The sequence below is a fragment of the Aeromonas genomosp. paramedia genome (assembly GCF_023093515.1).
GTDB lineage: Bacteria > Pseudomonadota > Gammaproteobacteria > Enterobacterales > Aeromonadaceae > Aeromonas.
Genome location: NZ_JAAROG010000001.1, coordinates 258,855 through 285,533, shown reverse-complemented (window position 1 = coordinate 285,533; position 26,679 = coordinate 258,855). Strand labels below are relative to the sequence as shown.

Annotated in this window: 27 protein-coding genes; 11 read left to right on the top strand and 16 right to left on the bottom strand. The window is 63.5% G+C overall.

Features of this window, described 5'->3' with window-relative positions:
• Positions 1 to 63: 63 nt before the first annotated feature.
• Positions 64 to 2,211 (bottom strand): prolyl oligopeptidase family serine peptidase, encoded by a 2,148-nt coding sequence (locus HB860_RS01460; protein WP_247625524.1) that lies wholly within the window; start codon positions 2,209 to 2,211, stop codon positions 64 to 66.
• Between the two features lie 218 nt (positions 2,212 to 2,429).
• On the opposite strand from HB860_RS01460, the gene HB860_RS01455 reads away from it, so the two are divergent.
• From HB860_RS01455 to HB860_RS01420, 8 genes are all read left to right on the top strand, one after another.
• Positions 2,430 to 3,641, top strand: a complete 1,212-nt coding sequence (locus tag HB860_RS01455) for a threonine synthase (protein WP_247625523.1) — start codon at positions 2,430 to 2,432, stop codon at positions 3,639 to 3,641.
• Positions 3,638 to 4,303 carry an amino acid ABC transporter permease gene (locus HB860_RS01450; protein ID WP_247625522.1) on the top strand — a complete coding sequence of 222 codons (666 nt, stop codon included), beginning with the start codon at positions 3,638 to 3,640 and terminating at the stop codon, positions 4,301 to 4,303. Before HB860_RS01455 ends, HB860_RS01450 begins: the two co-directional genes overlap by 4 nt.
• Positions 4,304 to 4,395: 92 nt before the next feature.
• Positions 4,396 to 5,058 carry an amino acid ABC transporter permease gene (locus HB860_RS01445; protein ID WP_247625521.1) on the top strand — a complete coding sequence of 221 codons (663 nt, stop codon included), beginning with the start codon at positions 4,396 to 4,398 and terminating at the stop codon, positions 5,056 to 5,058.
• Positions 5,055 to 5,816, top strand: a complete 762-nt coding sequence (locus tag HB860_RS01440; protein WP_247625520.1) for an amino acid ABC transporter ATP-binding protein — start codon at positions 5,055 to 5,057, stop codon at positions 5,814 to 5,816. Before HB860_RS01445 ends, HB860_RS01440 begins: the two co-directional genes overlap by 4 nt.
• The gene (locus tag HB860_RS01435) at positions 5,813 to 6,649 is read left to right on the top strand and encodes a transporter substrate-binding domain-containing protein (RefSeq protein WP_247625519.1); all 837 of its coding nucleotides are present in this window, start codon (positions 5,813 to 5,815) and stop codon (positions 6,647 to 6,649) included. The genes HB860_RS01440 and HB860_RS01435 overlap by 4 nt, the downstream gene beginning before the upstream one ends.
• 207 nt (positions 6,650 to 6,856) lie before the next feature.
• On the top strand, positions 6,857 to 8,116 hold the full coding sequence (locus HB860_RS01430) for an MgtC/SapB family protein (protein WP_247625518.1): 1,260 nt from the start codon (positions 6,857 to 6,859) through the stop codon (positions 8,114 to 8,116).
• 74 nt (positions 8,117 to 8,190) lie between these two features.
• Positions 8,191 to 8,781 carry a sugar O-acetyltransferase gene (locus HB860_RS01425; protein WP_247625517.1) on the top strand — a complete coding sequence of 197 codons (591 nt, stop codon included), beginning with the start codon at positions 8,191 to 8,193 and terminating at the stop codon, positions 8,779 to 8,781.
• On the top strand, positions 8,778 to 9,116 hold the full coding sequence (locus tag HB860_RS01420; protein ID WP_247625516.1) for a DUF1294 domain-containing protein: 339 nt from the start codon (positions 8,778 to 8,780) through the stop codon (positions 9,114 to 9,116). Before HB860_RS01425 ends, HB860_RS01420 begins: the two co-directional genes overlap by 4 nt.
• Before the next feature lie 132 nt (positions 9,117 to 9,248).
• Here the strand turns inward: HB860_RS01420 and ptsG are convergent, their stop codons facing one another.
• The 4 genes from ptsG to HB860_RS01400 form a co-directional block, all read right to left on the bottom strand.
• Positions 9,249 to 10,703 carry a glucose-specific PTS transporter subunit IIBC gene (ptsG, locus tag HB860_RS01415; RefSeq protein ID WP_247625515.1) on the bottom strand — a complete coding sequence of 485 codons (1,455 nt, stop codon included), beginning with the start codon at positions 10,701 to 10,703 and terminating at the stop codon, positions 9,249 to 9,251.
• Positions 10,704 to 10,811: 108 nt separating this feature from the next.
• Positions 10,812 to 12,059: an ABC transporter substrate-binding protein gene (locus tag HB860_RS01410; protein ID WP_247625514.1), complete on the bottom strand. Its 1,248-nt coding sequence runs from the start codon at positions 12,057 to 12,059 to the stop codon at positions 10,812 to 10,814.
• Between the two features lie 109 nt (positions 12,060 to 12,168).
• The gene (locus HB860_RS01405) at positions 12,169 to 13,611 is read right to left on the bottom strand and encodes a sensor histidine kinase (protein WP_247625513.1); all 1,443 of its coding nucleotides are present in this window, start codon (positions 13,609 to 13,611) and stop codon (positions 12,169 to 12,171) included.
• The gene (locus HB860_RS01400) at positions 13,601 to 14,305 is read right to left on the bottom strand and encodes a response regulator transcription factor (RefSeq protein WP_139433979.1); all 705 of its coding nucleotides are present in this window, start codon (positions 14,303 to 14,305) and stop codon (positions 13,601 to 13,603) included. Before HB860_RS01400 ends, HB860_RS01405 begins: the two co-directional genes overlap by 11 nt.
• Before the next feature lie 197 nt (positions 14,306 to 14,502).
• Between HB860_RS01400 and HB860_RS01395 the strand changes: the two genes are divergently transcribed.
• Entirely contained in the window at positions 14,503 to 14,715 is a 213-nt protein-coding gene (locus tag HB860_RS01395) for a hypothetical protein (RefSeq protein WP_111873993.1), read from the top strand.
• A 156-nt stretch (positions 14,716 to 14,871) separates the two neighbouring features.
• On the opposite strand, the gene HB860_RS01390 is transcribed toward HB860_RS01395, so the two are convergent.
• From HB860_RS01390 to HB860_RS01375, 4 genes are all read right to left on the bottom strand, one after another.
• Positions 14,872 to 15,534: an FMN-binding negative transcriptional regulator gene (locus tag HB860_RS01390; RefSeq protein ID WP_247625512.1), complete on the bottom strand. Its 663-nt coding sequence runs from the start codon at positions 15,532 to 15,534 to the stop codon at positions 14,872 to 14,874.
• Positions 15,535 to 15,675: 141 nt separating this feature from the next.
• The gene (locus HB860_RS01385) at positions 15,676 to 16,194 is read right to left on the bottom strand and encodes a DUF4865 family protein (protein ID WP_247625511.1); all 519 of its coding nucleotides are present in this window, start codon (positions 16,192 to 16,194) and stop codon (positions 15,676 to 15,678) included.
• Between the two features lie 5 nt (positions 16,195 to 16,199).
• A complete protein-coding gene (locus HB860_RS01380; protein ID WP_247625510.1) occupies positions 16,200 to 16,592 on the bottom strand; it encodes a tautomerase family protein in 393 nt (130 codons plus the stop codon).
• A complete protein-coding gene (locus tag HB860_RS01375) occupies positions 16,583 to 16,909 on the bottom strand; it encodes a carboxymuconolactone decarboxylase family protein (protein ID WP_139433974.1) in 327 nt (108 codons plus the stop codon). The genes HB860_RS01380 and HB860_RS01375 overlap by 10 nt, the downstream gene beginning before the upstream one ends.
• A 96-nt stretch (positions 16,910 to 17,005) precedes the next feature.
• Between HB860_RS01375 and HB860_RS01370 the strand changes: the two genes are divergently transcribed.
• Entirely contained in the window at positions 17,006 to 17,896 is an 891-nt protein-coding gene (locus tag HB860_RS01370; protein ID WP_247625509.1) for a LysR substrate-binding domain-containing protein, read from the top strand.
• 456 nt (positions 17,897 to 18,352) lie between these two features.
• Here the strand turns inward: HB860_RS01370 and HB860_RS01365 are convergent, their stop codons facing one another.
• The 7 genes from HB860_RS01365 to argC form a co-directional block, all read right to left on the bottom strand.
• Positions 18,353 to 18,880, bottom strand: a complete 528-nt coding sequence (locus tag HB860_RS01365; protein ID WP_139433972.1) for an RBBP9/YdeN family alpha/beta hydrolase — start codon at positions 18,878 to 18,880, stop codon at positions 18,353 to 18,355.
• 55 nt (positions 18,881 to 18,935) lie between these two features.
• On the bottom strand, positions 18,936 to 19,307 hold the full coding sequence (locus HB860_RS01360; RefSeq protein ID WP_247625508.1) for a hypothetical protein: 372 nt from the start codon (positions 19,305 to 19,307) through the stop codon (positions 18,936 to 18,938).
• 186 nt (positions 19,308 to 19,493) lie between these two features.
• Positions 19,494 to 20,879, bottom strand: a complete 1,386-nt coding sequence (gene argH, locus HB860_RS01355; RefSeq protein WP_247625507.1) for an argininosuccinate lyase — start codon at positions 20,877 to 20,879, stop codon at positions 19,494 to 19,496.
• A 340-nt stretch (positions 20,880 to 21,219) separates the two neighbouring features.
• Positions 21,220 to 22,455 carry an argininosuccinate synthase gene (locus HB860_RS01350; protein ID WP_202047235.1) on the bottom strand — a complete coding sequence of 412 codons (1,236 nt, stop codon included), beginning with the start codon at positions 22,453 to 22,455 and terminating at the stop codon, positions 21,220 to 21,222.
• A 54-nt stretch (positions 22,456 to 22,509) separates the two neighbouring features.
• Positions 22,510 to 23,421: an ornithine carbamoyltransferase gene (locus HB860_RS01345; RefSeq protein ID WP_247625506.1), complete on the bottom strand. Its 912-nt coding sequence runs from the start codon at positions 23,419 to 23,421 to the stop codon at positions 22,510 to 22,512.
• 25 nt (positions 23,422 to 23,446) lie between these two features.
• On the bottom strand, positions 23,447 to 24,226 hold the full coding sequence (gene argB / locus HB860_RS01340; protein ID WP_005324857.1) for an acetylglutamate kinase: 780 nt from the start codon (positions 24,224 to 24,226) through the stop codon (positions 23,447 to 23,449).
• A gap of 23 nt (positions 24,227 to 24,249) precedes the next feature.
• Positions 24,250 to 25,257 (bottom strand): N-acetyl-gamma-glutamyl-phosphate reductase, encoded by a 1,008-nt coding sequence (gene argC, locus HB860_RS01335; protein WP_247625505.1) that lies wholly within the window; start codon positions 25,255 to 25,257, stop codon positions 24,250 to 24,252.
• Positions 25,258 to 25,518: 261 nt separating this feature from the next.
• On the opposite strand from argC, the gene argE reads away from it, so the two are divergent.
• Positions 25,519 to 26,664, top strand: coding sequence for an acetylornithine deacetylase (gene argE / locus HB860_RS01330; protein WP_247625504.1), 1,146 nt, complete (start codon positions 25,519 to 25,521; stop codon positions 26,662 to 26,664).
• The last annotated feature ends 15 nt before the right edge of the window (positions 26,665 to 26,679 follow it).

The following is a 26,679-nucleotide window of genomic DNA, read 5'->3' as shown; positions in this document are numbered from 1 at the left end:
CGAGACAGGGATGGTCGCGCCCGCCTGTCCCACCACGGAAAAGGGCCCCGCAGGGCCCTGGTCTCACTGGACGGTCGGCAGGTGCCGGTAGCCCATCTCGTAGAGGGTGAAGGCATAGAGGTCCGCGCTCTGCTCAATAAGCTTGGTCACCGGCGTGCCCGCCCCGTGCCCCGCATTGGTCTCGATGCGGATGAGCTGGGGATGGGGGCCGGCGTCGTCCGCCTGCAGGGTGGCGGCGAACTTGAAGGAGTGGGCCGGCACTACGCGATCGTCGTGATCCGCCGTGGTCACCATAGTCGAGGGGTAGCTGACCCCGGGCTGCACCTGGTGCAGGGGCGAGTAGCCCTTCAGATACGCGAACATGGCCTCATCGTCGGCGCTGGTGCCGTAGTCATAGGCCCAGCCCGCCCCGGCGGTGAAGCTGTGGTAGCGCAGCATGTCGAGTACCCCCACCGCCGGCAGCGCGACCCGCACCAGATCCGGCCGCTGGGTCATCACAGCCCCCACCAGCAGACCGCCGTTGGAGCCACCGCGGATCGCCAGCCGGTCGGTGCGGGTGTAGCCCTCGGCCTTGAGGTACTCGGCCGCGGCGATGAAGTCGTCGAACACGTTCTGCTTGTTCATCCTGGTGCCCGCCAGGTGCCAGGCCTGGCCGTACTCGCCACCCCCGCGCAGGTTCGCCACCGCATAGACGCCCCCCAGATCCAGCCAGTTCGCCACCGACACGCTGAAGCTCGGGGTCAGGCTCACGTCGAAGCCGCCATAGCCGTAGAGGATGGTCGGGTTGCTGCCATCGAGCTTGAGCCCCTTGCGGTAGCTGATGATGAGCGGCACCCGGGTACCGTCCTTGCTCCGGTAGAAGCGCTGCTCGGAAACGTAATCCTCCGGTTTGAACGGCGCCGCCGAGGCGCGATAGAGGCTGATGGCCCCGCTCCTTGGCTCGAACTGGTAGAGGGTGGGCGGCTGGGCATAGTTCTCGAAGCCGAAGTAGAGGGCGGGATCGTCGTGCTTGCCGTTGAAGCCGCTGACGCTGCCAAGGCCGGGCAGCGCCACCTCGCGCACCCGCTTGCCTTCGTAGTCGAACTGCTCGACCCGGGCGGTGGCATCCACCATGTACTCGGCGAACAGGTAGCCGCTGCCGCTGTGCACCCTCAGCACCTGCTGGCGCTCGGGGATGAGGTCGCGCCACTGTTCGGGGCCCGGGTTGGCGGCCTCCACCGTCACCAGCCGGCCGTTGGGGGCGTCCCGGTTGGTCTGCAGGTAGAGAGTGCCGCCCTGGTTGTCCACCAGGCTCACGTCCGCCTCCAGATCCCCCTGCACCGTCAGCAGCGGTGCGTTCTCCCGGCTCAGATCCTTCACGTAGAGGCGGTTGCCGGAGGTGGAGTTCGCCGCCGAGATGAGCAGGAAGCGGTCATCCTCGGTGACGCTGGCCCCCACGTAGCGGTGCTTTTGCGCCGGAATGGCGCCAAACACCAGCCGATCTTCCTGCTGCGCCGTGCCGAGGCGGTGGAAATAGAGCTTGTGCTGATCTGTCTTGGCCGACAGCTCGCTGCCGTCCGGCTTGTCGTAGCTCGAGTAGAAGAAGCCCTCGTTGCCGAGCCAGCTGATGCCGCTGAACTTCACGTCCTTGAGGGGCGTCTCCAGGGGTTGTTTGCTCTCCACGTCCATCAGGTGGATTTCGCGCCAGTCGCTGCCAGCCAGCGACAGGGAGTAGGCCAGGATGCGGCCATCCCGGGAGAAGCTCAGCTGATCCAGCGCCGTGGTGCCGTCGGGGCTGAGGGTATTGGGATCGAGGAACACCTCCGCCGGTTTGCCCGGCAGCTGGCGCCACAGCACGTTCTGGTTCTGCAGGCCGTCGTTCTTGAAGAAGTAGTGGTAGCGCCCCTCGCGAAACGGCGCCCCCTCCTTGGCGTAGTTCCAGGACGAGGCCAGCCTCTCCTTGATGGCCGACCGATACGGGATCTGCGAAAGGTAATCCTGAGTTACCCGGTTCTGGGCCTTGACCCAGGCCTCGGTCTCGGGGCTGCGGTCATCCTCCAGCCAGCGATAGGGATCGGCCACGGCCTGGCCGAAGTAGTGATCCACCTGATCCCCCTGGCGGGTGACGGGGTAGTGAAGGCGCGTTTTCCCTGACATGGCATCCTCTTCGGTTGACTGGCCGCTGCACGCACACAGCAGTGACAGGGCCAGCAGGCTGACAATGGCTCGCATCGAGGCGGCTCCCTGCAATTTCGGTGAAGCGGGCAGGTTAGCAAAGAGTGCCGTACGGCCCAACCCCCCGGCCGGTGGCGACGGGCGGTGTCCCCGGCAAAGACGGAGTCATATGAATTTTTTCACTTAGGTTTGCCGCTTTATTTTGTTTGTTATCCGGCCCCTGAGTCACAGGATGGAATAAGAAACCAGCCAACGTGACCCATTCAGGATAAAGCATGCCCTACAGCTACCTATCACATCTGAGGTGCAGCAAGACCGGCGAGGCCCATGATGCCGATCGGCCCCAGCAACTGAGCAGGGCGGGGGCGCCGCTCTTGGCCAGCTACGACCTTGAGGCCCTGAAGCAGGCCTGGCACCCGGCCTCCCTGCTGGGTCGCCCCGCCAGCCTGTGGCGCTACCACGAGCTGCTGCCGGTGCGCGACCCCGCCCAGGTGGTCACCCTGGGGGAAGGCTTCACTCCCCTGCTGCCCCTGCCCACCCTCGGCAAGCAGATTGGCATTCCGGATCTCTGGATGAAGGATGAGAGCGTCCTCCCCACCGGCTCCTTCAAGGCCCGTGGCGCCGCAGTCGGGGTCTCCCGCGCCCGGGAACTCGGCGTCACCCACTTCGCCATGCCCACCAACGGCAACGCCGGCGCCGCATGGGCGCTCTACGGCGCCCGCGCCGGACTGCGCAGCACCATAGTCATGCCCCAGGCGGCCCCCGCCATCACCAGGCTGGAGACCTCTCTCGCCGGCTCCCGCCTCTATCTGGTGGACGGCCTCATCAGCGACGCCGGTCGCCAGGTGGCCCAGGCGGTGGCGGAGCAGGGGCTGTTCGACGCCTCCACCCTCAAGGAGCCCTACCGCATCGAGGGCAAGAAGACCATGGGGCTGGAGATCGCCGAGCAGCTCGGCTGGACCCTGCCGAACGTGATCCTCTACCCCACCGGCGGCGGGGTCGGCCTCATCGGCATCTACAAGGCGCTGCGGGAGTTACAGGAGCTGGGCTGGGTCAAGGGCGACCTGCCCAGGCTGGTGGCGGTACAGGCGAGCGGCTGCGCCCCCATAGTCCAGGCCTGGCTGCAGGGGGAGCGCGAGTCGCGCTTCTGGCCCGACTCCCAGACCCTGGCCTTTGGCATCAATGTGCCCAAGGCGCTGGGGGACTTTCTGGTGCTGGACGCCCTCTATCGCACCGAAGGCTGCGCCATAGCAGTGGACGACGGCGCCATCCAGCGCGAGATCCGCCAGCTCGCCGCGCGCGAAGGCAGCTTCGTCTGCCCGGAAGGGGCGGCTGCCTTCGCCGCCGCCCGCCAGCTGCGGGAAGCGGGCTGGATCCAGGGAGGCGAGCGGGTGGTGGTGCTCAACACAGGCGCCGGCATCAAGTACCCGGACGCCATCACTGTGCTGCCCCAGCGGCTGCGCCGCGACGGGAGCATCCCCGCATGAGCTTCGACTGGTCCTTTGTCCTCACTACCCTGCCAGCCTTTGGCAAGTCGGTCTGGGTCACCCTGCAGCTCGGCGCCCTGGTGATCCTCACCTCCCTCGCCGTGGCACTGCTCAATGTGACGCTGCAAAGCCTGCACAGGCCCTGGCTGAACCGGGTGATCCGCGCCTATGTGGAGCTGGCCCGCAACACGCCGCTGCTGATCCAGCTGTTCTTTCTCTATTTCGGGCTGCCGGCGCTCGGCTTGTCGCTGTCGGGCTTTGCCACTGCGGTGATCGCCATGACCTTCCTCGGCGGTGGCTACCTCACCGAGGCGCTGCGGGCGGGCGTTCAGGCGGTCCCCCCCAGTCAGCTGGAGGCGGGCCGGGCCATCGGCCTCTCCCACTGGCAGCTGCTGCGCCATGTGCAGTTGCCCCAGGCCTGGCTCGCCAGCCTGCCGGCGCTGTTTGCCAACTTCATCTTCCTCTTGAAAGAGACCACTGTGGCCTCGGCGGTAGCGGTGCCCGAGCTGCTCTACACCACCAGGAACTACATCGCCCTCTACTACAAGACCTACGAGATGCTGGCGGTGCTGACCCTGATGTGCGTGCTGATCTTCCTGCCGCTATCCCTTGCCCTGCGCGTCGTTGAAAGGAGGCTACAACATGGTCAGTTCGGTCACTGAATCGCTGATGCAGGCGAGGATCCCGATGTGGACACTTATCTTCCTGCTGCCGCCGTCACTCGCCACCCATGCACAAGAAAGGAGGGATCAATATGGTCAATTCGGTCACTGAGCAGCTGACGCAGGCGCTGCCGCTGCTGGCGGTGGGCGCGGGTCAGACCCTCGCCATCTCCCTGCTCGCCATCCTGTTCGCCACCCTGGGCGGGGTCGGTTACGGCGTGCTGGCCCAGCAGGGGGGAAGGCTGACTCGGGGAGCACTGCGGGTCTATCTGGAGCTGTTTCGGGTGGTGCCCGTGCAGGTCTGGCTCTACCTCTTCTTCTTCGGGCTGCCGATCTTCTTTGGCCTGGACATCCCGGCCTTCTGGTGCGCCGTGCTGGTGCTCTCCCTCTGGGGGGCCAGCGAGGTGGGGGAGGTGGTGCGCGGCGGCCTGGGATCCCTCGCCCGCGGCCAGCAGGAGGCCGGCCTGGCGCTCGGGCTCTCCCGCTGGCAGCTCTATCGCCACGTGCTGCTGCCCCAGGCGCTGCAACGGCTCACGCCGCCGACCATCAACATCCATACCCGCATCATCAAGACCAGCTCCCTGGCGGTGCTGATCGGGGTGGTGGAGGTGATCAAGGTGGGCCAGCAGATCATCGAGCGCACCTATGGCTCGCTGCTCATCTACGGTCTGCTGTTCCTGTTCTTTTTTCTGGTCTGCTATCCGCTCTCGCTCGCCTCGCGCCGGCTGGAGCAACAACGGGGTAATGCGGTATGACACCTCTGCTTGAACTCAATGCTGTCAGCAAACAATTCGGCCAACACCGGGTACTGGACGAGGTCAGCCTCACGGTGAACGCCGGGGAAGTGATCGTCATCCTGGGGCCGAGCGGCTGCGGCAAGAGCTCCCTGCTGCGCACCCTGAACGGGTTAGAGCCGATTCAAGGGGGCGAGATCCGCTTCGACGGCGTGCTGCTGGATGGTGACACCGACTGGCAGCGGGTACGCCAGCGCATCGGCATGGTGTTCCAGAGCTATCACCTCTTCCCGAACCTGACAGTGCTGGAGAACGTGCTGCTCGGGCCTCTGCAGGTACAGAAGCGGGAGCGGGCCGAAGCCCTGCTGCAAGCGGAGCAGCTGCTGACCCGCATCGGCCTGTGGGAGCGGCGCCACGACTATCCGCGCCAGCTCTCCGGCGGCCAGCAGCAGCGCATCGCCATCGTGCGGGCGCTGTGCATGAACCCGCAGGTGATGCTGTTTGACGAGGTGACCGCTGCGCTGGATCCCGAGATGGTGCAGGAGGTGCTGGAGGTGATCCGCGACCTCGCCGGCAGCGGCATGACCCTGCTCATCGTCACCCACGAGCTGGCGTTCGCCCGGGCGGTGGCGGATCGCATCCTCTTCATGGACGGTGGCCACATCCTGGAGCAGGCCGCGCCCCGGCAATTTTTCGACAACCCCAGGAGCCAGCGTGCACGCCAGTTCCTCGCCAAGTTCTCTTATACAACTGTCATCAAACGAAAGGAGTCAGCATGAAAATAATCACTTCGGTTCTGTTTAGCGCCCTCATAGGCCTGGGCCTCGCCAGCGGCGCCGCCCAGGCGGCGGACGGTTCCCTCGCCAAGATCAAGGAACGCGACAAGCTCATCGTCGGTGTCTTCACCGACAAGCCCCCCTTCGGCTATGTGGACGAGAAGGGCAACTACGTCGGCTTTGACACCGACCTCGGTCGCCGTTTCGCCAAGGATCTGCTGGGGGACGAGAACAAGGTCGAGTTCGTGGCGGTGGAGCCCGCCAGTCGCATCCCCTTCCTGCAGAGCGACAAGGTGGACCTCATCCTCGCCAACATGACGGTGACCCCGGAGCGGCGCGAGGTGGTGGACTTCACCAACCCCAACCTCAAGGTCGCGGTGCAGGTGCTGGTGCCAGAAGGGAGCCCCGCCAAGCAGCTCGACGATCTGGCCAGCAAGACACTCATCGTCACCACGGGCACCACGGCGGACATCTGGCTGACCCGCAACCACCCGGAGTGGAAGGTGCTCAAGTTCGAGAAGAACAGCGAATCCCTGCAGGCCCTGGCCCAGGGGCGCGGTGACGCCTATGCCCAGGACAACCTGGTGCTGTTCAGCTGGGCCAAGGAGAACCCGGGCTATCGGGTGCTGCCCGAGAAGCTGGGCTCGGAAGACCCCATAGCGCCGGCGGTGAAGAAGGGCAATATCGAGCTGCGTGACTGGGTCAACGACCGCCTCGCCAGGCTGGGGGAAGAGAAGTACCTGCTGAAACTCTACGACCAGTACGTGCGCGATCGCTTAAGCGCCGACACCGATCCCAACGATGTCATAGTGGAAGGAGGCAAATGGCAGGGTTGAGCCTGCCGAGGGAAGTGCTGAGTGTGTGATCTTTGGTTCCGTTGGTCTTCAAACCGCAAGGTTTGGTTTTCAGGCGTCCCCCTTGGGTGGCGCCTTTTTTGCGTGCCTGGCAGGCGCCAGGCGGTGCGCCCGCTCTGTGAGCCAGCTCCCCCTGCTGGCGCACCGTCTGTGCCATCCTGACAGGGAGAGCAATGAGAGGAGAACCCCATGTGGATCGAGGCGGAGCCCGTCTACGGCGCCCTGGTGTCACTGGCCATAGGGCTCATCATCGGACTGGAGCGGGGCTGGCAGGTACGCCAGCTGGGGGACAACCAGCGCATCGCCGGGATGCGGACCTATGGTCTCATCGGCCTGCTCGGCGGCGTCTGCGCCCTGCTGCTGCCCACCCTGGGTGCCTGGCTGGCCCTGCTCGGCCTGCTGGCTGTGGTCATCGGCTGCGGCCTCTCGGTCTGGCTGGCCCAGCGCTGGCAGGGGGAGTTTGGCCTCACCAGCTCGGTGGCCATGGTGCTCACCTACCTGCTGGGGCTGATGTCTGTGCTGCAGAGCCCGAGCGAGGCGGTGGCTTGCGCCGTGCTGGCGGCGCTCTTGATGGGACTCAAGGGCCAGATCCAGCAGGGGATGCTGTTCTTGAGCGAGACGGAATTTCACGCCACCCTGCGCTTCCTGCTCATCTCCCTGGTGCTGCTGCCGGTGCTCCCCGACGTCGAGATGGGCCCCCTCGACGCCTTCAATCCCTTCAAGATCTGGCTGATGGTGGTGGTGATCGCCGGCATCTCCTTCTCCGGTCACTTCGCGGTGCGCCTGCTCGGCACCCGCGCCGGTCTGGTGCTCACCAGCATGCTGGCGGGGCTCGCCTCCTCCACCGCCCTCACCCTGCAATTTGCCCGCCTCAACAAGGAGCAGCCCGGGCTGGAGCGGCTGCTGGCCACCGGCATACTGCTGGCGGGGGCCACCATGTGGTTGCGACTGCTGGTGCTGGTGCTGCTCATTCACAACGAACTGGCCATGCGCCTGGCCCTCCCCCTGCTGCTGCTGGCAGCCACCGTCTACGGCTTCGCCTTCTGGTTCTGGCGCCAGCGCGAGGAGATGAGCGACAACCCGGTGCAGCCCGAAACCCGCAACCCGCTGGATCTCGCCACCGCCATCAAGTTCGGCCTGCTGCTGGCGCTCATCGGCTTCATGGCCACCTTGCTGCAGAGCAAGGTAGGCAACTCCGGGGTCTATCTGCTGGCGCTGGTCTCCGGCATCACCGACGTGGACGCCATCACCCTCTCCCTCTCCCAGCTCTCCCACAAGGAGCTGGCCCTGGAGGTGGCGGCCCGGGCCATTCTGCTGGCCGGCCTGGTCAACTCCCTGGTGAAGGGGCTGCTGGCCCTGGTGATCGGCGGTCGCCGTCTGGGGCTGAGGGTCATGCTGCCCTACCTCCTCTCCACCCTGCTGATCCTGCCCCTCCTCTGGCCGGGCTGACCCGGCCACCAGGCCTGACGCCGCCCTGCCGGTCACGTATACTGGCGCCTCTTGGCACATGAGAGGAGGTGAGCATGGCAAGCGACTGGGACAAGGTACTGGCGGGGGGCGCCCTGAACAGCCAGAGCGAGGAGATAGCGAACGACCGCATTCGGGGCCAGGCCCTGCTGGCGAGACTCAACGCCACACCGGCGGGGGATCACGAGGGGCGCCAGAACCTGTGTGCCGAGCTGTTCGGCCACTGCCCCGACTCCTGCTGGATAAGCTCCCCCTTCATCTGCGAGTTTGGCCGCAACATCCATCTGGGGGAGAAGACCTTCTTCAACTTCAACGTCACCATACTGGACGTGGGCGAGGTGCACATAGGCAGCCATGTGCTGCTGGCCCCCAACGTGCAGATCTACACCGCCACCCACACCATGGACTATCTGGAGCGCCGCAACTGGACCGCCTACAACAAGCCGGTGCGCATCGGCGATGACTGCTGGATTGGCGGCGGCGCCATCATCTGCCCCGGCGTCACCATAGGGCCGCGCTCCATCATAGGCGCAGGGGCCGTGGTGACCCGCGACATACCGGCGGACTCCCTGGCGGTGGGCAACCCGGCCCGGGTGATCCGCACCCTCAGCCCGGACGCGCCCCGGGATCCGGCGCTGCTGTCATGATGGCCCTGGCCCTGCTCCCCCTGATCTGGGCCGCCTGGCTCGGCATTGAGGAGGCCAACTGGTGGCCGCTGGCCCTGATCACCATTATGAGCCTGATCACAGTGCTGGCCTACGCCCACGACAAGCGCCAGGCCATTCGCGGCGGCTGGCGCATCCCGGAATCCCGCCTGCACCTGCTGGAACTGCTCGGCGGCTGGCCCGGCGCCCTGGTGGCCCGCCACTGGCTGCGCCACAAGACCCAGAAGGGGAGCTACCGGCTGCGGTTCTGGGCCATAGTGCTACTGCACCTCGGCCTGTGGGGGCTCTGGATCAGCCGGCCGCTCTGGCAGGCATGACCCCTTTTCTCGCGCGGCAAGCACAGAGAGGGCCCAACCATGGGGTTGGGCCCTCTCGTCATTGCGAGTGCATCAACACCTGCCGACCGCCCGGCCATCTCGGCCCAGACAGGGTCGGCGCGGCTGCCGTATTCACACCGCCAGGGCCGCCGACATCTCTGTCTTGATGTTGTCGGATCGGGTGCCGAAGATGGCCTGCAGGTTGTTGCCCACCACCAGCACGTCGATGGCGCCGAGGGCCTTGATGCGCGGGATATCCGCCAGCTTGATGTCATGCAGGCTGACCCGCAGCCGGGTGATGCAGGCATCCAGATGCACTATGTTCGCAGCCCCGCCCATGGCCTCGACCAGATCCAGCGCCAACTCGTCTTTCTCCTTGATGTCCACCGCCTGCAGCGGCTGGCTCTCCCGCCCCGGGGTCTTGAGGTCGAATTTGCGGATGAGGAAGCTGAACAGGCTGAAATAGAGCAGCGCCCAGAGCGGCCCTATGATCAGGAACCACCAGGTATTGTGGGTCTGTGGCAGGTTCAGGTAGAGGAAGAACTGCAAGGCGCCGTGGGCGAAGTCGGTGCTGTGCACTATCCCCAGATAGTTGGTCAGGGCGAAGGCCACCCCGGTCAGCAGGGTGTGGATCACATAGAGCATGGGCGCCACGAACAGGAAGGCGAACTCCACCGGCTCGGTGATCCCGGTCAGCCAGGAGGTAAAGGCCGCCGACAGCATCAGGCCCCCCACCAGCTTGCGTTTTTCCGGGCTGGCGCAGCGATAGATGGCCAGAGCCGCGGCAGGCAGAGCCCACATGGAATACATGTATCCCCCGGCCAGCCCACCGGCACTGGGGTCTCCCTTGAAGAAGCGCACCAGCTCCCCGGTCACCACCTCCCCGGTCTGGGGATTGGTCCAGCTACCCAGCTCGTTGAAGAAGAAGGCGTTCCAGATATGGTGCAGGCCGGTCGGGATCAGGGCCCGTTCCACCAGGCCATAGAGGCCGAAGGTGACGGACTTGTTCAAGGTGCCCAGGTAGGCGGTGAACTCGAAGATGGCGGAGCCCACCACGGGCCAGATGAAGCCGAGCATCACCCCGAGGAAGATGCCGCTAAAGCCGGTGATGATGGGCACGAAGCGCTTGCCGGCGAAGAAGCCCAGGTACTCGGGCAACTTGAGGGTATGGAAACGATTGAAGAAGTAAGCCGCCAGGGATCCCATCAGGATGCTGCCGAGGATCCCCATGTTGAGGGTGGGAATGCTCAGCACCTCGGTGTTGGTCTCCAGGCCGCGCAACACCACCGTCTTGCCGAGGGCGGCATTCATGGTGATGAAGCCCACCACGGCGGCCAGGGCGGCGGTGCCGTCATTGTTGCGGGCAAGGCCGATGGCGATGCCGATCAGAAACAGCAGCGGCATGTTGCCGAAGATCCAGTCCCCCGACACCATGAGCACGCTCCAGAAGGAGGGAGGTAGGAAGAGGTGCCCCTGGGCACCGAAGTTGCCTATCCCCAGCATCAGACCGGCGGCAGGCAGGGTCGCCACGGGGAGCATCAGGCTGCGCCCGACCCGCTGCGCCTGGGAAAAAAATGATCCGGACATGTCTCAATTCCTCTTTGATGGTTGTCCTGAACAGGGTATAGGGTCGGCGCCAGCCATGAGTATCAATAGGCTATGGGATTGTAATCAAACACTTACAAAAGGGATGCCTCATCCCTTGCTGGAGGCGCTGCGCGCCACTGTGCCGAGGCGGCGGATCACCCCCTCCCTGTCGAGCTCGGGCTGATTGAAGAAGCGATAGAGCTCGCTCTCCACCGCCTTCTGGTAGAGGGGATGCAGGGCCATGGAGTCTGCCACGCTCGGCATCAGGTTGCCCGCGGCTTCCGCCCTGTCATAGTCGACGCGCGACAGCTGGGCGCAGGGGTTGAAGTCGGCCAAGGAGAGATCCCGGCGCACCGGGATAGAGCCCTTGGCCCGATTGAAGGCGAGCTGAAAATCCGGGTTCGCCAGGGCCCTGGCAATGGTCAGATGATCTTTGGGCAGGTTGGCGTTGAACATCACAAAGCTGTCCATGTTGTAGACATAGAGCCCCTGGGTGCCAGGGGCTGGCAGACATTGCACCTGCTCGGGCACGGCCACCCCACGGGCCAGCAGATCCCCCAGCACCCAGTCCCCCATCAGCTGGAAGGCCGCTCTGCCCTCGGCGAGATCGGCAGTGGCCTGATCCCAGCTCTGGCCGCTCAGGGTGGGCAGCACCAGTTCGCTCAGCTCGCGAAAGCGGTCCAGGATCTGGCGACTGGTGTCGCTGCCGAGCGCCACCGGGTCCAGCTCGACGAAGGCCTTCTGGTAATACTCCTTGCCTCCCATCCCCAGCGCCAGGCTCTCGAACAGCAGGGCAACCTGCCAGGGGTCGTTGCCGAGCGCCAACGGCTTGATGCCCTTGGCCCTGAGGGCGCGCACCGCATCGAGAAAGCCGGGCCAGTCGGTGGGGGGGGCCATGTCGAGGCGGGCCAGCAGGGCGCGGTTGACCCACATCCAGTTGAGGCGATGCACGTTGACCGGGATCCCCATGTAGTGTCCCTCGATCTTGTTGACCCTGGGGGCCACCCCCAGCAGTTGCCGATCCCACTCCTGTTCACCTGCCACCTCGTCCTGAGGCTGGATGAAGCCAAGCAGGGTCCAGGAGGCGATGGCCTGCCCCTCCAGCTGGGCCAGAGCCGGAGGATTGCCCGCGATGGCCCGGGCCTGCAGCACCTCCATGGCGCTGTTGCCCCCGCCACCGAGGATGGCGGAATTCTTGAGTTCTACTCCGGCCCCTTGTAACTGCGCCGTCACCACGGCGAAGGCGGCCTGCTCCCCGGGGGAAGTCCACCAGTGCAACATCTCCACCTCGCCGGCCAGGGCGTCATGGAGCGGCAGGGCCAGCAACCAGGCCAGGGCGCGCAGGGAATTAGTCAAGGTTGAGCTCCAGTACCAGGGTCAGACCATGGGGTTGATGGTTGTGAAGATGAATGTCGCCGCCGTGGATGCGGGCGATGGTGAGCTGCCGGGCAGGGCGCGCAGGAAATCAGTCAAGGTTGAGCTCCAGTATCAGGGTCAGACCATGGGGTTGATGGTTGTGAAGATGAATATCGCCGCCGTGGATGCGGGCGATGTGGCGGGCTATGGTGAGGCCGAGCCCGCTGCCGGGCAGGGCCTTGGTCGACGCGACCCTAAAGTAGGGGTCAAATACCCGCTCCATCAGCGCCGGACTGATACCCGGCCCCTGGTCGCTGAATGCGATCCTCACCTTGTCCCCCTGATGCGTCACTTGTACCCGCAGGCGCTCTCCGTACTTGATGCCGTTGTCTATGATGTTTTGCAGACAGCGCTTGATGGCCAGCGGCTTGCCGACCAGCATCAGGCTGGGGGGCCCTTGCAACGTCATCCTGGGTTCATCATGGTTATGGAGCTCGCTACAGCGGCGCAGCATCTCCATCAGATCCAGCGCCTCTATCTCCTCGTGAATGTGGGTCTCCTTCATGCACTGCAGTGCCCCCTTCACCATCAGCTCCATCTCGTCCAGGTGGGCGGCAAACTTGCTCTGCTCCTCTGGGTCCGCCAGCATCTCGGTACGCAGCTTGAGACAGGCCAGCGGGGTCTTGAGATCATGGGACATGGCGCTGAACAGCAGATCCCGCTCGTGCAGATGACTGCGAATGCGCCGCTGCATCTTGTTGAAGGCATGGATGGCGGCCCGGGTCTCGCTGCTCCCCTCCTCCTGTACCTCGGGGACCTCCCGCTTGCTGTCGAGCAGGGTCGCGGCCCGGGCCAGATTGCGGATGGGCCTTATCTCCTTGCGCACCACCCACCAGGTGGCGATCAGGATGATCAATGCCGACCCCAACATGAAGCCGAGCTGGCTCGGGGTGAAGAAGCGGGGATCCAGGCTCTCGTAAGGGGCGGGCAGGGCCGCCGCCAGATAGAACCAGGCGCCGGGCGCGACGGCAATCTGGATCACCAAGATCGGTGGATTGAGTTCGCCCAGGGCCAGGCTGTAGTGGGCCCAGTTCAGGGGCAGGTCGTCGATGGGGATCTCTGTGTTGAATACCCGCAGATCGGCTCGGCTGGTGAAGTCGACCCTGCTGGTCACCTCGTGACCCAGCTCCTGTTGCAGCACCCGCTCCACTTCTCCCACCATCTGGGTCCGGCGGTGCGAACCCGAGATGGGAGTCACCGGCAGCGGGTGGTTGTTGAGGGAGACAAAGAAGCGGGTGCCTCCCATGTTGCGCAGCTGCTCCAGCACCAGATGACGGTAATCCTGAGGCAGCTTGCGAAAGAAGGCGATGGTGGAGGAGGCGCTCAAGGCCATGCTGCGCACCGTGCTGATCAACCCCTGCTCCTGGGCCTGGTTGCTGTGGCGATACCAGAAAAAACCGGCGCACAGCTCGGCCGCCAGTATGACGCACAGCAGAAACAGGCTGGTACGACTGGCCAGGGAGCGTGGCCCCCAGCCCCGACTAGGCCTCATAGACGGTCTCGGTCGCCAGCATGTAACCCTTGTTGCGCACCGTCATGATCAGGGTGCGATCCTTGTCATCCAGGGCCTGGCGCAACCGGGAGACTTGCACATCTATGCCCCGCTCGAAGGGGTCGCTCTCCCGTCCCCAGATCTCCTGGGAGATGAGATCCCGACTGAGCAACTCGTTGGGGTGGCGAATGAAGAGACCGAGCAGGGTGTAGTCGGCCCCCGACAGCTGGCGTGGCGCCTCCCCCGCCCGGGAGAGCTGGCGGGTCACGCTGTCCAGGGTCCAGCAGCCGAAGCTGATGCGCCTGGCGGTCGCCGCCTGCTGGGTGAGGCGACTGCGTCGCAGCAGCGCCTTGATCCGGGCCAGCAGCTCGCGGGGATTGAAACTCTTGGTGAGGTAATCATCCGCCCCTATCTCGAGCCCGGCGATGCGATCGGCATCCTCGGTCACTGCGGTCAGCATCATGATGGGCACGTTGGAGAGGCGGCGCAGCTGGGAGCAGAGGGTGAAGCCGTCATCCCCTGGCAGCATCACATCCAGGATCACCAGATCCGGCATGCCCTGGCGCACCTGCTGCCACATGGCCTCGCCATCGCAGGCGGTGCGGACCTCGAAGCCGGCGCGGCCCAGATACTCGGTGAGGGTATCGGTCAGCGCCTGGCTGTCATCGACGATGAGAATGACTTTACTGTCCATGGCATTATCAATCTGGCTACGAAGATCGGCCCTAAGTTACCAGCACAGACGCGCCAGGGTCGAGGCAATTGGCGGGCTTTTTGTAACCAGACGCTTACAAATCGCCGTCACCCCGACCGGTCACTGGGCAAGGTTCCCCCAGGGTGACAGAATGGCTGTACTCACCCCCGACGGGGAGCAGATGACAGGGAGGCAATATGAGTCTGTGGACAGGCATAGTCCTGATCGTCTTTATCAGCGTGCTGTTTGGCTATCTCGGCAAGCGCGCCCGCTACCAGCTGGGGGATGTCCGCATCACGGATCGCCTCGGCAAGCAGGATCTCATCATCAAGGAGTTGCAGGAGCGGGTCGCCAACCTGGAGGCCATAGTGCTGGAGCAGGAGAAGCGCCGCCCCTTCGACGAGCTATAAAGATACCGCCTCGTACACGGCTGGAAAAGGGCGACCCGGCATAGCCCCTTTCAACGACAAGCCAAGGCAGGGGCGCGGGCGCGGCAATAAAAGAAACGGCAACCTTGGTTGCCGTTTCTTTTGTTCGCTCTCACCCCGGACTCCGGGGCGGCGCGGCTAGTCTGCCGCAGGCGCTGCGGCCCCCGCCATGGCCGCTGGCATGCTCTCTTGCATGGCCTTGGCCAGCGCCTCCCCGCCCCGCTCACGGGCCCCCTGGATGGCGCCCTCCCTGTCTGCTTTCTCCTTGTTCTGACTCAGCTTGAACTTGCCGACCAGCCGATCGATCTCGATTTCGATGCCCACCACGGCCTGCACCATGGCTTCGAGATAGTCTCTCGGCGCATCCGCCATCTTCCAGGGAGCGGGCTCTTCAGCCTCCTGGGTCCGGGTCAGGGTGGCGAGCAGGCGGCGCACGAAGCGGGCATCGTCCCGCACCCGGATGCGGCCGTGGGCATGCACCACGGCATAGTTCCAGGTGGGCACCTGTTTGTGGTGCGCCTGCTTGCTCGGATACCAGTTGGGGGAGATATAGCCCTCCGCGGCCCTGAAGATCACCAGCACTTCCTGCCCCTCCTTCACCTCCTGCCAGAGCGGGTTGTTGCGCGCCACATGGGCCCGCAAGATCCCATGCTCCCCCTCATCGGCATCGAACTCGAACGGCAGGTGGTTGGCATCCAGCCCCTGCTCGCCCTGGGTGACCAGGGCCCCCAGGGGATGAGCGCGCATCAGCTGATGCAGCGCCTCGGGATCGGTGGCGGCGAAATGGGGTGGCAGGTACATGCAAGCTCCTTTATCCGTGGTGGTGTGTCCGTACTAAACCCGTCAAGATGATCCCATGGCGGGAGAGCATCATCTCGAGTTTGCCTGCCAAGCGCCACCGAAGAAAGCCTTGGCCGCCAGCGGAGAACAGCAGCCACCCGCTCAGGGCAAAAGACTCCCTTTGGCTAGGTAGCCGATGTGATAGGCATCGGCCCCTGCCGGCATCACTTGTGGGAGCGACGGCAAGAGATCCACCTCCAGCCACTGCCAGCGGGAAAGATCCCAGCCGCTCACCATGGCCCCGGGGTGCAGCTCGGCCAGGCAGGCATGGGGGGCAATGGCAGTGCGCCGCAAGATGGCCACCCTGGCCTGCTCGAGATCCTCCCTCTGCGGGGCTGACAGCAGATGCCAGGTCTCGATATGGGGCCAGCCGAAATGCCTGGTGAGCGCGGCAAAGCCTTCGCTTGCCAGGAATCGGTGCATCGCCTCGGCGCTTTGCCACACATAGAAGGGGGCATAGCGGTTCTCCCGGTATGGCAGTGCGGCCTCGTCATGGCGGCCATAGAGATAGGCCTTGAACAGCAAGCCGGGGAAGCCGTCGAGTCTGGCCCCGTTGCTGGCAATCCGCGCCTCGATGAGCCCCATGTCGTAGTCTGCGGGCAGGGTGAATCTGTAGTGCATGGCGATCATATGGCCACCCCCTGCCGGAACATCAGACCCCGTCCGAAGCTCCACTCCTCGCTGCCGTTTTGCTGGATCACCACCATGAGGTTGTCGGGATGGATCCCCAGCTCCTCATGCAGCCGCTCGGCGAGCCGCCCATAGAGCCGCTCCTTGACCTCAGTGCTGCGCGGCTTCCCCGCCAGGATCTGGAAGAGGATGAAGTCGCCGTCCCGGCGGCCGGTCTGGTAGTGGGGGTGATAGACGAGCGCCTTGGCCGGCAGGATCTCCAGGATCTGGAACTTGTCCTCCGGCGGCACCTCGAACACCTCCACCAGGGTCTGGTGATAGAGCACGGAGAGCTGCTGCAGGCGCGCGTCGCTCATCCCCTCGCGCACTGTGATGCGGGTCAGCGGCATGGGTTGGCCTCCTCGCGGGCGGGCAGCAGGCTCACTGCGGTGACAGCGGCGGGCAAGCCGGCGTAGAAGGCGAGATGGGTGAACAGCTCCTCCAGCTGATCCCGTGTCAGGCCGTTTTGCTGGGCGAACGCTATGTGCCACGGCAGCTGTTGCACCCGCCCCAGCGACGCCAGTATGGCCAGGGTGATCAGGCTGCGCTCGCGGGCTGACAGGGCGGGCCGCTGCCAGATATCGCCAAACAGCGTATCTTCCGCCAGTTGGGACAGTCTCGGCGCCACCAGCGCCAGGTCGTCACGATCAAGAACAGGATGGGTCATGGCAATCTCCTTGGATGGTGAAGCCACTCTCTCCCACTGCTACAATTTAGAAAATCGAAATATCAAAGACCATAAATCCCGATTATCAGGACAATTATGCAACCCATTCCCCTGAACCTGGATCTCGATGCCCTGCGCAGCTATGTCGTCGGTATGGAGTGCGGCAACTTTGCGCTGGCGGCGCAGCGACTGTGTCGTTCCACCTCGGCGGTCAGCGCCCAGTTGAAAAAACTCGAGCAGCAATGCGGCACGGCGCTGGTCGCTCGCAGCGGGCGCCACCTGGTCCCGACCCCCCAGGGCGAGCTGCTGCTGGGCTATGGGAAACGGCTGCTAGATCTCAATGACGAGGCCGTGCGCGCCCTCAAGGGGGAGCTGCTGCAAGGGGAGCTCAGGCTGGGGGTACAGGAGGACTTTGGCGAATCTTTGCTGCCAGCAGTGCTGGGGCCCTTCTGTCGCCTGCATCCCGGGCTTCGCATGACGACCCGCATCGATCGCAATGGGCCGCTGACAAAGGGGATCAAGGAGGGCAGCCTCGACATGGCCCTGACCTGGCAGCCACAGGATGAGAGCATGGATGCCCGGCTCATCGATCTCGTGTCACTGCAATGGATAGCGCACCCGGACTGGGAGCTCGCCCCTCTGCTGGCACGGGGGGAGCCTCTGCCCCTGGTGGTCTTCGATGCCCCCTGCCTGATGCGATCACGGGCCACCCGGGCCCTCGACGAGGCCGGGATCCCCTGGCGCATCGCCTTCACCAGCCAGAGTCTAGGGGGGATCTGGGCGGCCTTGCAGGCAGGGCTCGGGCTCACGGTGCGATCCACCATCGGCATGCCGGCCAGTCTGGTGCCCCTCGGCGGCGTGCTGCCGTCACCGGGCACATTGGGGGTCGCCCTGCTCAGCGCCAACCACCAATCCAGCGAGGCCGAGCGCCAGTTGCAGGCACTGCTTACCGACGCCGTGCATCGGGCCAGTGCCCGCAAGGGCTGAGAAGACGTGCTGCCATAGCTGCGGGCCTCGCCCCTGTCGCTATTGCCCAGAGCCATCACCGCCCCCAGCCTGTCCCCCACCTCCTTGTGCTGGCTCAGCTTGAACTTGCCGACCAGGCGGTCGATCCCTGTCTCCACCCCTACCACGACCTCGATATAGTCTCGCGGTGCATCCGCCATCTTCCAGGGATCGGGCGCGCATCAACTCGTGCATGGCCTCGGGATGGGGGCTTCGAAGTGAGGGGGAAGAGACATGACGGCTCCCTGGACAATGGCAGGCCTGCGATCCGCACGGGCAACATGGGCAACATGGGCAACATGGGCACCCATACTCTCCCACAGCCAGGGAGATGCATCACCCGATGATGGTTAAGATGGCTCTCCTGGGCGAAGCAGGGGAGAGATCAGCTTTTCCCTCCCATGGCTGATGACAGCGATGCAACTATATGCGCCGCACTCAGGACAGGGTCAGCGCATTTAGCAAGTCATGACCCGCTGGCCAGGAACCCAGCCCGCTGGCGCCATTGATATGACCGGCTTCGCCAACATTGACCAGCTCACTCCCCCAGACTGCCGCACACTGCTCGGCATAGGCGATTGCGCCATAGGGATCATCGGTACTGGCAATGACCATGGAGGCGAATGGCAGAGCCTTCCGTGGCAGTGGCGCGAATCCCGTTGCCTGCGCTGGAAAGTTCGGGCCTTGCGGATTGGGCACCGCAACCAGCAAGGCACCCTTGATCTTTAGCGTCGTCTGCGCCGCCCAATGGGCAACCAGCAGACAGGCCAGGCTATGGGCAACCAAAATCGTCTCTTCCCCATGGTGCTTGACGCTGGCCTCCAGTGACGCCACCCAGTCGGCACAATGGGGGCTGTCCCAATCACGCTGCTCGACGCGCACATATTGGGGGTTGGCTTGCTCCCAGTGACTCTGCCAATGGTCTGCTCCCGAATTTCCGATCCCGGGCAATATCAGTACTGTCATGCTGCAATTTTCCTTTTGCACTTTAAATTAAGATCTGTAACTTCGATAAGTTAAATTATTTATTTTTACAAATAAACTGAACCAGATCATATTTGCTAGATCCCATCACGAGCGGAGTCCATTTAGATTTTTTAGACCAGTCTGTAAGTGTCTTTGTGGGTTTATTCTGTAAACCATCCTCACTGACACCTGCCAACTCAAAATACTGATTCAATGAGCAATTTATTTTAACCTCTGTAAAATCAGTGTACTCGCTGTTTTTTCCCACTCGGCTAGTTAATACCCTCCTTACACTAGCGTTAAGTTTTTCATTACTTAAAACATAATATGTGCCACTATCTCCGGAAGTCGGATGGCGATATATTTCATTAGCATAAGAAGAATTCGATACAAGTGTTATGAGCGTCGCCACCAGATAAGTTTTCATTCTTTAACTCTCACTTATAAGTGCTATATAACATCTAACAATGTCTTTCTGTCCGGAATTTTAACCAACCCTACGCGATAATCTTCTGATTTAGAATAACCATGGCAGGCTTCTGGATAGTGAACCTATGAGCAATAAAACGGCAACCTAGGGTTGCCGTTGTTAACTCGTTCGAACTGCTATCTATCAACCTGTGCGCTTGGCCAGCCAGGCTTCGGCGGCGGTGAGGGCCGCTTCTATCTGCTCCCGGGCGACACCGCCCTTGGCGACCCGCTTGGCCAGGGTGGCTTCCAGCTCCAGGTTCGGATAGACATCCTCCCCCACCACAGGGCTGAAACGCTGGAACTCAGGCAAAGAGAGATCTTCCAGCGGCTTCTTCACTTGGATCGCGTAGACCACGGTCTCGCCGACAATATGGTGCGCCTCGCGGAACGGAATGCCCTTGGCCACCAGGTAATCCGCCAGCTCGGTGGCGTTGGCGTAGCCGCCCTGGGCCGCCGCCTTGGTGCGCTCGCCATTCACCTTCAGATCGATCAGCACCAGGGCCGCCATGTCGAGGCAGTCGTGCCAGGTGTCGAGGGCGTCGAACAGCCCTTCCTTGTCTTCCTGCATGTCCTTGTTGTAGGCCAGCGGCAGCGCCTTGAGGCTCATCAGCATGCCCATCTGGGCGCCGACCACCCGACCAGTCTTGCCACGAATGAGCTCAAGGGCATCCGGGTTCTTCTTCTGGGGCATCAGGGAGGAGCCGGAGGTGACCGCATCGGAGAGCTCGACGAAGCCCGCCTCGCCGGTGTTGTAGAAGATAAGATCTTCCGCAAAGCGCGACAGGTGCGCCATGGAGAGGGACGCCACGTGCATCAGCTCCACCACGTGATCCCGATCCGACACAGAATCCAGGCTGTTGCGGGTGGCGCCGGCAAAGCCCATGTCGAGCGCCAAGGCTTCGCGGTCGATGGCATACGCCGTGCCCGCCAGGGCGCCGCAGCCGAGCGGGCTGGTGTCGAGGCGCTTCAGGGCATCCTGCAGGCGGGAATAGTCCCGCTCCAGCATCTCCACATAGGCCAAGGCCCAGTGGGCGAAGGTGACCGGCTGGGCCCGCTGCAAATGGGTGTAACCCGGCAGCACGGCGGCTTGATTGGCACGGGCAGAGGCGACCAGCCCCTGTTGCAGCGCCGTGATGGAGCCGAGCAGCAGCTCGCCCTGTGCCTTGCACCAGAGTTTGAGGTCGGTGGCGACCTGATCGTTGCGCGAGCGGCCGGTGTGCAGCTTCTTGCCCAGGGTGCCGACGGCATCGATGAGCTTGCCCTCGACCCAGGAGTGGATGTCTTCGGCATCCGAGCTCAGGATCTGCTGGGGATCCTGCTGCACCGAGGCGAGCAGCACCTCCATCGCCTGTTGCAGCTTGCCCTGCTCATCGGCGGTCAATACGCCCACCTTCACCAGCGCACGGGCCCAGGCCATGGAGCCCTGAATATCCTGCTCCGCCAGCCGGTAATCGAACTGCAGCGAATCGTTGAACTGCTTGAACCGGCTATCGGCTCCCTGACTGAAGCGTCCACCCCAAAGTGCCATACTGCTCTCCTTGAATGCGTTGTCGGCGGCGCCTTGCGCCGTCGAGCTTGAAATCGTGCCCTGTTTATCTGCATGACAGTGCGGTAGCGAGCGATGTTGCTGCTGTCACATCAAGTAACTGCGAACCGGTGCCTTCTCCCGCAAGCGGAGAAGGGGGCAAAGCACACCCCTCATTGAAAGCTGCCCCTGTTATCTCACAGACACGGCCCGGGCGCTGCCGCTCTTGTCACAGCTCATCGGTTATCCTTCCCCCGCTTACAGACGAGGGAATTCGGTCGCCGCTTATAAGTGAGGGGGCCAAGCCCCCTCACCGGTTGTCTGCGGCTTGAAACCTCGAGGGTTAGCCGTGGGTGTGGTCACCACCAATGGCCTGATGCTGCTCCTTCATGGCGCGGATCCGGCTGGCCAGGGTGTAGAGACGGATAAAGCCTTCGGCATGGCTCTGGTCGTACACTTCGTCGGCGCCGAAGGTGGCGAAGTCTTCGGAGTAGAGGCTGTTCGGCGACTTCTTCTGCACCGCAGTGACCTGACCCTTGTACATCTTCAGCACCACTTCACCGTCGAGATCCTCGGCGATGGCGTTGGCGGAGGCGACAATGGCCTTGCACAGCGGGGTGAACCAGCGACCGTCATACACCAGGTGGGAGAACTCGGCACCCAGCTTCTCGCGCCAGGCGCGGGTCGGGCGATCCAAGACCAGCTCTTCCACGGCCCGCAGCGCAGCGACCATGACGGTACCGCCCGGGGTCTCGTAGCAGCCACGGGACTTCATGCCCACCATGCGGTTCTCTGTGATGTCGATACGGCCCACGCCGTGCTTGCCGGCACGCTCGTTCAGGGTCATCAGGATCTGGTGCGGGGTCAGCGGCTGGTCGTCAACGGCCACCACTTCACCCTGGGCCACGGTCAGCTTGACGTATTCCGGCTCGTTCGGTGCCTGCTCGGCGGAGACAGTCCACTGCCAGACCGCTTCGGACGGCTCGTTCCAGGTGCTCTCCAGCTCGCCACCCTCGGTGGAGATGTGCCAGGCGTTGGCATCGCGGCTGTAGATCTTCTTCAGGGTCGCCTTGCAGGGGATGTTGCGGGCTTCCAGATAGGCCAGCAGATCTTCCCGGGAGCGCATGTCCCACAGACGCCAGGGGGCGATGACCTTCAGCTGGGGGGCCAGGGCGGCCACGGCACCTTCGAAACGCACCTGATCGTTGCCCTTGCCGGTACAGCCGTGGGAGATGGCGTCGGCCCCTTCCGCCAGGGCCGCTTCCACCATCGCCTTGGCGATGATGGGACGGGCCATGGAGGTGCCAAGCAGGTAGGTGCCTTCGTAGACGGCGCCTGTCTTCAGGGTCGGATAGACGTACTCTTTGACGAACTCTTCCCGCAGATCCTTGACGATGCACTTGGTGGCGCCGGAGGCGAGGGCTTTTTGCTCGATCCCTTCCAGATCGTCACGCTCCTGGCCCACGTCGGCGACGAAGGCGATGATCTCCGCATCGTAGTTCTCTTTGAGCCAGGGAATGATGGCCGAGGTATCCAGTCCGCCCGAGTAAGCCAGTACGATCTTGTTGATTCCGCTCATTTACTTCTCTCCGTGATGATTCGATAAGGTTGTGATTCAGGGTCGGTCGCCGGCTTATTTATGATCCAACAGCGTCAGCAGCACGGCATTCTGGATATGCATCCGGTTTTCTGCCTCATCCATGATGAGGGAGGCTGGTCCGTCCATGACCTCCGAGGTGATCTCCAGCTCCCGATGCGCCGGCTGACAATGCAGCACGTGGGCGATGCCGGTGCGATCGAGCAGGGCCTGGTTGATCTGATAAGGCATGAAGATATCTTTTACCTGCTCCATTGGTGTGTTGTCACCCATGGAAACCCAGGTGTCGGTATAAACCACGTCGAAGCCTTCGATGGCGCCCACGTCATCGCTGATGTTGATGTGCGCGCCGGATTGCGCCGCCAGCGCCTGGGCCTGCAGGAAGATCTGGGTATCCGGGCCATGGCCCTTGGGGCAGACCAGGGTCACGTCTGTGCCGAGGGTCGCCCCCAGCAGCAGCAGGGAGTGGCTGACGTTGTTGCCATCGCCCAGATACGCCAGCTTCACCTTGGACAGATCCGCGTAGTGCTCGCTGATGGTCATGAAGTCCGCCAGCCCCTGGCAGGGGTGGTAGAGGTTGCACAGGCTGTTCACCACGGGCACAGAGCCATGCTCCGCCAGCTCGACCAGGGTCTGGTGATCGAACACCCGCGCGACTATGGCGTCACACCAGCGCGACAGGTTGGCGGCGAAATCCTTCACCGATTCGCGCTTGCCGAGCGCGCCGTTCTGCTGATCCAGGTAGACGCTGTGACCGCCCAGCCGGGCGATGCCGATGTCGAAGGTGACCCGGGTGCGCAGGGAGGGCTTCTCGAACAGGGTGACCACGCTCTTGCCTGCCAGCGCCTGGCCGTACTTCTTGGGGTCCGCCTTGACCGATTTGCCCAGGGCGATCAGCGCCTCTATCTGGGCCTTGCTCAAGTCGCTGTCTTTCAGAAGATGTTGCATCGGATGTTCCTTTTTCCGGCCAGGGTTAGAGGGTGACTTGGGTGCCGACGGCGCCGCCCGCCAGCAGCTTGAGCAGTTGGTCCGGGTAGCGCCAGCTGGCGACACAGACTGGCTTGCCCAGAGTCTCGGCGGCGTGCAGGGCAGCCTTCACCTTGACCGCCATGCCATCGCGAATCACGCCCTTCTCCATCAGGTCCAGCGCGCTCTGCTTGTCCAGCTGCGGCACCAGCTTGCCCTTGCCATCCAGGATGCCGCTCACATCCGACAGCATCACCAGATCGGCGCCCAGCGCCTCGGCAATCGCCGTGGCCGCCTGATCCGCGTTGACGTTCATCAGCTGACCGTCGGCGGTGATGCCGATGGAGCTCACCACCGGCAGGAAACCCTGTCCCAGGATCCCGGCCACCAGCGCCGGGTTGCCCGGCTGGCAGTCACCGACGGCGCCGAGATCCGGATCGAGCTGGGTCACCTGGCACAGGCCGCCGTCGGCGAGACAGAGCCCCACGGCAGGGATGCCGGTGGCGATGGCCTTGGCCATCATCATCTTGTTCGCGGTGCCCGCCAAGGCCCCGGCGATGAAGGGGATCTGCTCGAACGGGGTGACCCGCAGGCCGTTCTTCTTGGTGGAGGTCATCCCCAGTCCCTTGAGCAGGTCATCCACCAGGCAGCCACCACCGTGCACCAGCACCAGGGGACGGTGCTGATCGTCCAGGAAGGTTTTCAGGGTGGCGAACAGGGCGGTCAGGGCCTCGTCGTTCTCGATCAGGGCGCCGCCCAACTTGATTACCAGCGTCTGCTTGTCCATCTTCTCGATCCTTCCTTAAAGCGTTAAATCAGGCCGGTGGCCGGTTCAAAACCAAACTTGATATTTATGCACTGCATCGCCTGGGAGGCGGCGCCCTTGAGCAGGTTGTCGATGGCGGACACCACCACCAGCATGTTGCCCTGCTGCTGCCAGGCGAGGTCGCAGTAAGGGGTATTGGCCACGCCACGGATGGAGGGCATCTGGCCGGTGAGGCGCACCAGGGGCTTGCCTTCATAGGCCTTGAGATAGGCTTGATCCACCTGGGTCTGCGTCACCCCGTCCGCCAGTTGCACATAGATGGTGGCCAGTATGCCCCGCACATAGTTGCCAAGGTGGGGCTGGAACAGCACCCCCTTGCCGAGGTGGTGGCTGATCTCCGGCTGGTGTCTGTGATTGAAGGTGCCATAGGGGCTCAGGCTCACTTCGCAGAAGCTGGTGTTGATGGCGGCCTTGCGACCGGCCCCGGAGACACCGGAAACCGCGTTGATGATGGGCTGCCATCCCTCGGCAATCAGACCGACCTGCTGCAGCGGCTTGAGGGCGCAGAGGGACGCGGTCGGGTAGCAGCCGGGCACCGCAATCAGCTGGGCGGCGGCAATGGCATCGGCATTCCACTCCGCCAGACCGTAGACGGCCTGATCCAGCCACTGCTCACTCTCGTGGGTGAAACCGTAGAAGGAGGCGTAGAACCCCTGATCCTTGACCCGGAAGGCACCGGAGAGATCGAACACCGGCAGCCCCTTGGCCAGGAACTTGGGGGCAAGCTCGGCGCTCACCTCATGGGCGGTGGCCAGCAGCACCAGGTCAGCCTGGGTCAGGATCCGGGTCATGCCGTCCTCGTCCAGCGGCAGCAGCGGCTGATCCAGCTCACCGACCCACTGGGGATGCAGGGAAGAGAAACGCTTGTGGGCGTCCTGGCTGCCGGCGGAGACATAGAGGCCGAACAGCTTGAGCTCTGGATGGTTCTGGACCAGTGCGGCCAGTTCGGCCCCCGCGTAGCCACTGGCACCGACGATAACGGTATTGAGCATGTTTGAGTATTCCAAGTCTGGGTTCGAAATTCACAGCGTGGTGCTGCGGTGCAAGGGGTCGGCTATCGCCCCTTAGATGCAACGAGTGCGGAGGGGCAATTCAGGCGGATATGCGTCGTCGGTTACAGATCAGGTGACAGAACATTAACTTTCCCTTACAACTAGAAGCCTTGTTGATGAGCACTCGAATAGAATATTCATGCAATCACTTTGCATTTGTATTTTCTAACAGAAACACTCCGGGGACGCAAGGAGGAGCTGATGGCCAATCTGGATTTTTTTTCACTTTATAAGAATATTATTGCGATTCCCTCAATCAGCAGCACGGATCCCCGCTGGGATCAGAGCAATGAGGCGGTGATCCGGCTACTGGCCGACTGGTTCGGCCAGCTCGGGTTCCAGTGCGAGGTGACGGCGCTGCCCGACCTGCCGGGCAAGTTCAACCTGGTGGCCACCTATGGCCAGGGGGAAGGGGGCCTGCTGCTGGCGGGCCACACCGATACTGTGCCGTTCGACGAGGGGGGCTGGAGCAAGGATCCCTTCAAGGTGACCGAGGAGGGCAACCGCTTATATGGGTTGGGAACCATCGATATGAAGGGCTTCTTCGCCTTTATCGTGGAGGCGCTGAAAGATATCGATCTGACCACCCTCAGCAAGCCGCTGCGCATCCTGGCCACCGCCGACGAGGAGACCACCATGGCGGGGGCCCGTGCCATCGCCGCGGCCGCCGAGATCAAACCCGACTATGCGGTGATAGGTGAACCCACCGGCCTGGTGCCCGTGGTGGCCCACAAGGGGCACATGTCGGAGGCGATCCGCATCACGGGCAGGAGCGGCCACAGCTCGGATCCCGCCAACGGCGTCAACGCCATGGAGATCATGCACCAGGCCATGGGCCAGGTGCTCAAACTGCAGCACAGCCTGAAGGAGAAGTACGCCGACCATCGCTTTGCGGTGCCTCAGCCCACTCTGAATCTGGGCTACATCCAGGGGGGCGACAGCCCGAACCGCATCTGCGGCTGCTGCGAGCTGCACATCGACATGCGCCCCACCCCCCAGGTGGGTCCCGACGAGCTGATGGGCATGCTCAAAGAAGCCCTCTCCCCCATCGAGATCCACCAGCCGGGCTGCCTGCACCTGCAGCACCTGCACGAGCCCATTCCGGCCTATGCCTGCGAGGATGACTCGGATCTGGTACGCGAGGCCGAGAAGGCGAGCGGCCGGGCCGCGCAATCCGTGAACTATTGCACCGAGGCCCCCTTTATTCAGCAGCTTGGCTGCGAGACCATAGTGATGGGCCCGGGCCATATCACCCAGGCCCATCAGCCGGACGAGTACCTGGATCTGTCGTTCGTCAAACCGACCACGGCGGTGCTCCAGCATCTGATCCGGCGTTTCTGCGTCTAGCTCGACGGGAATGTA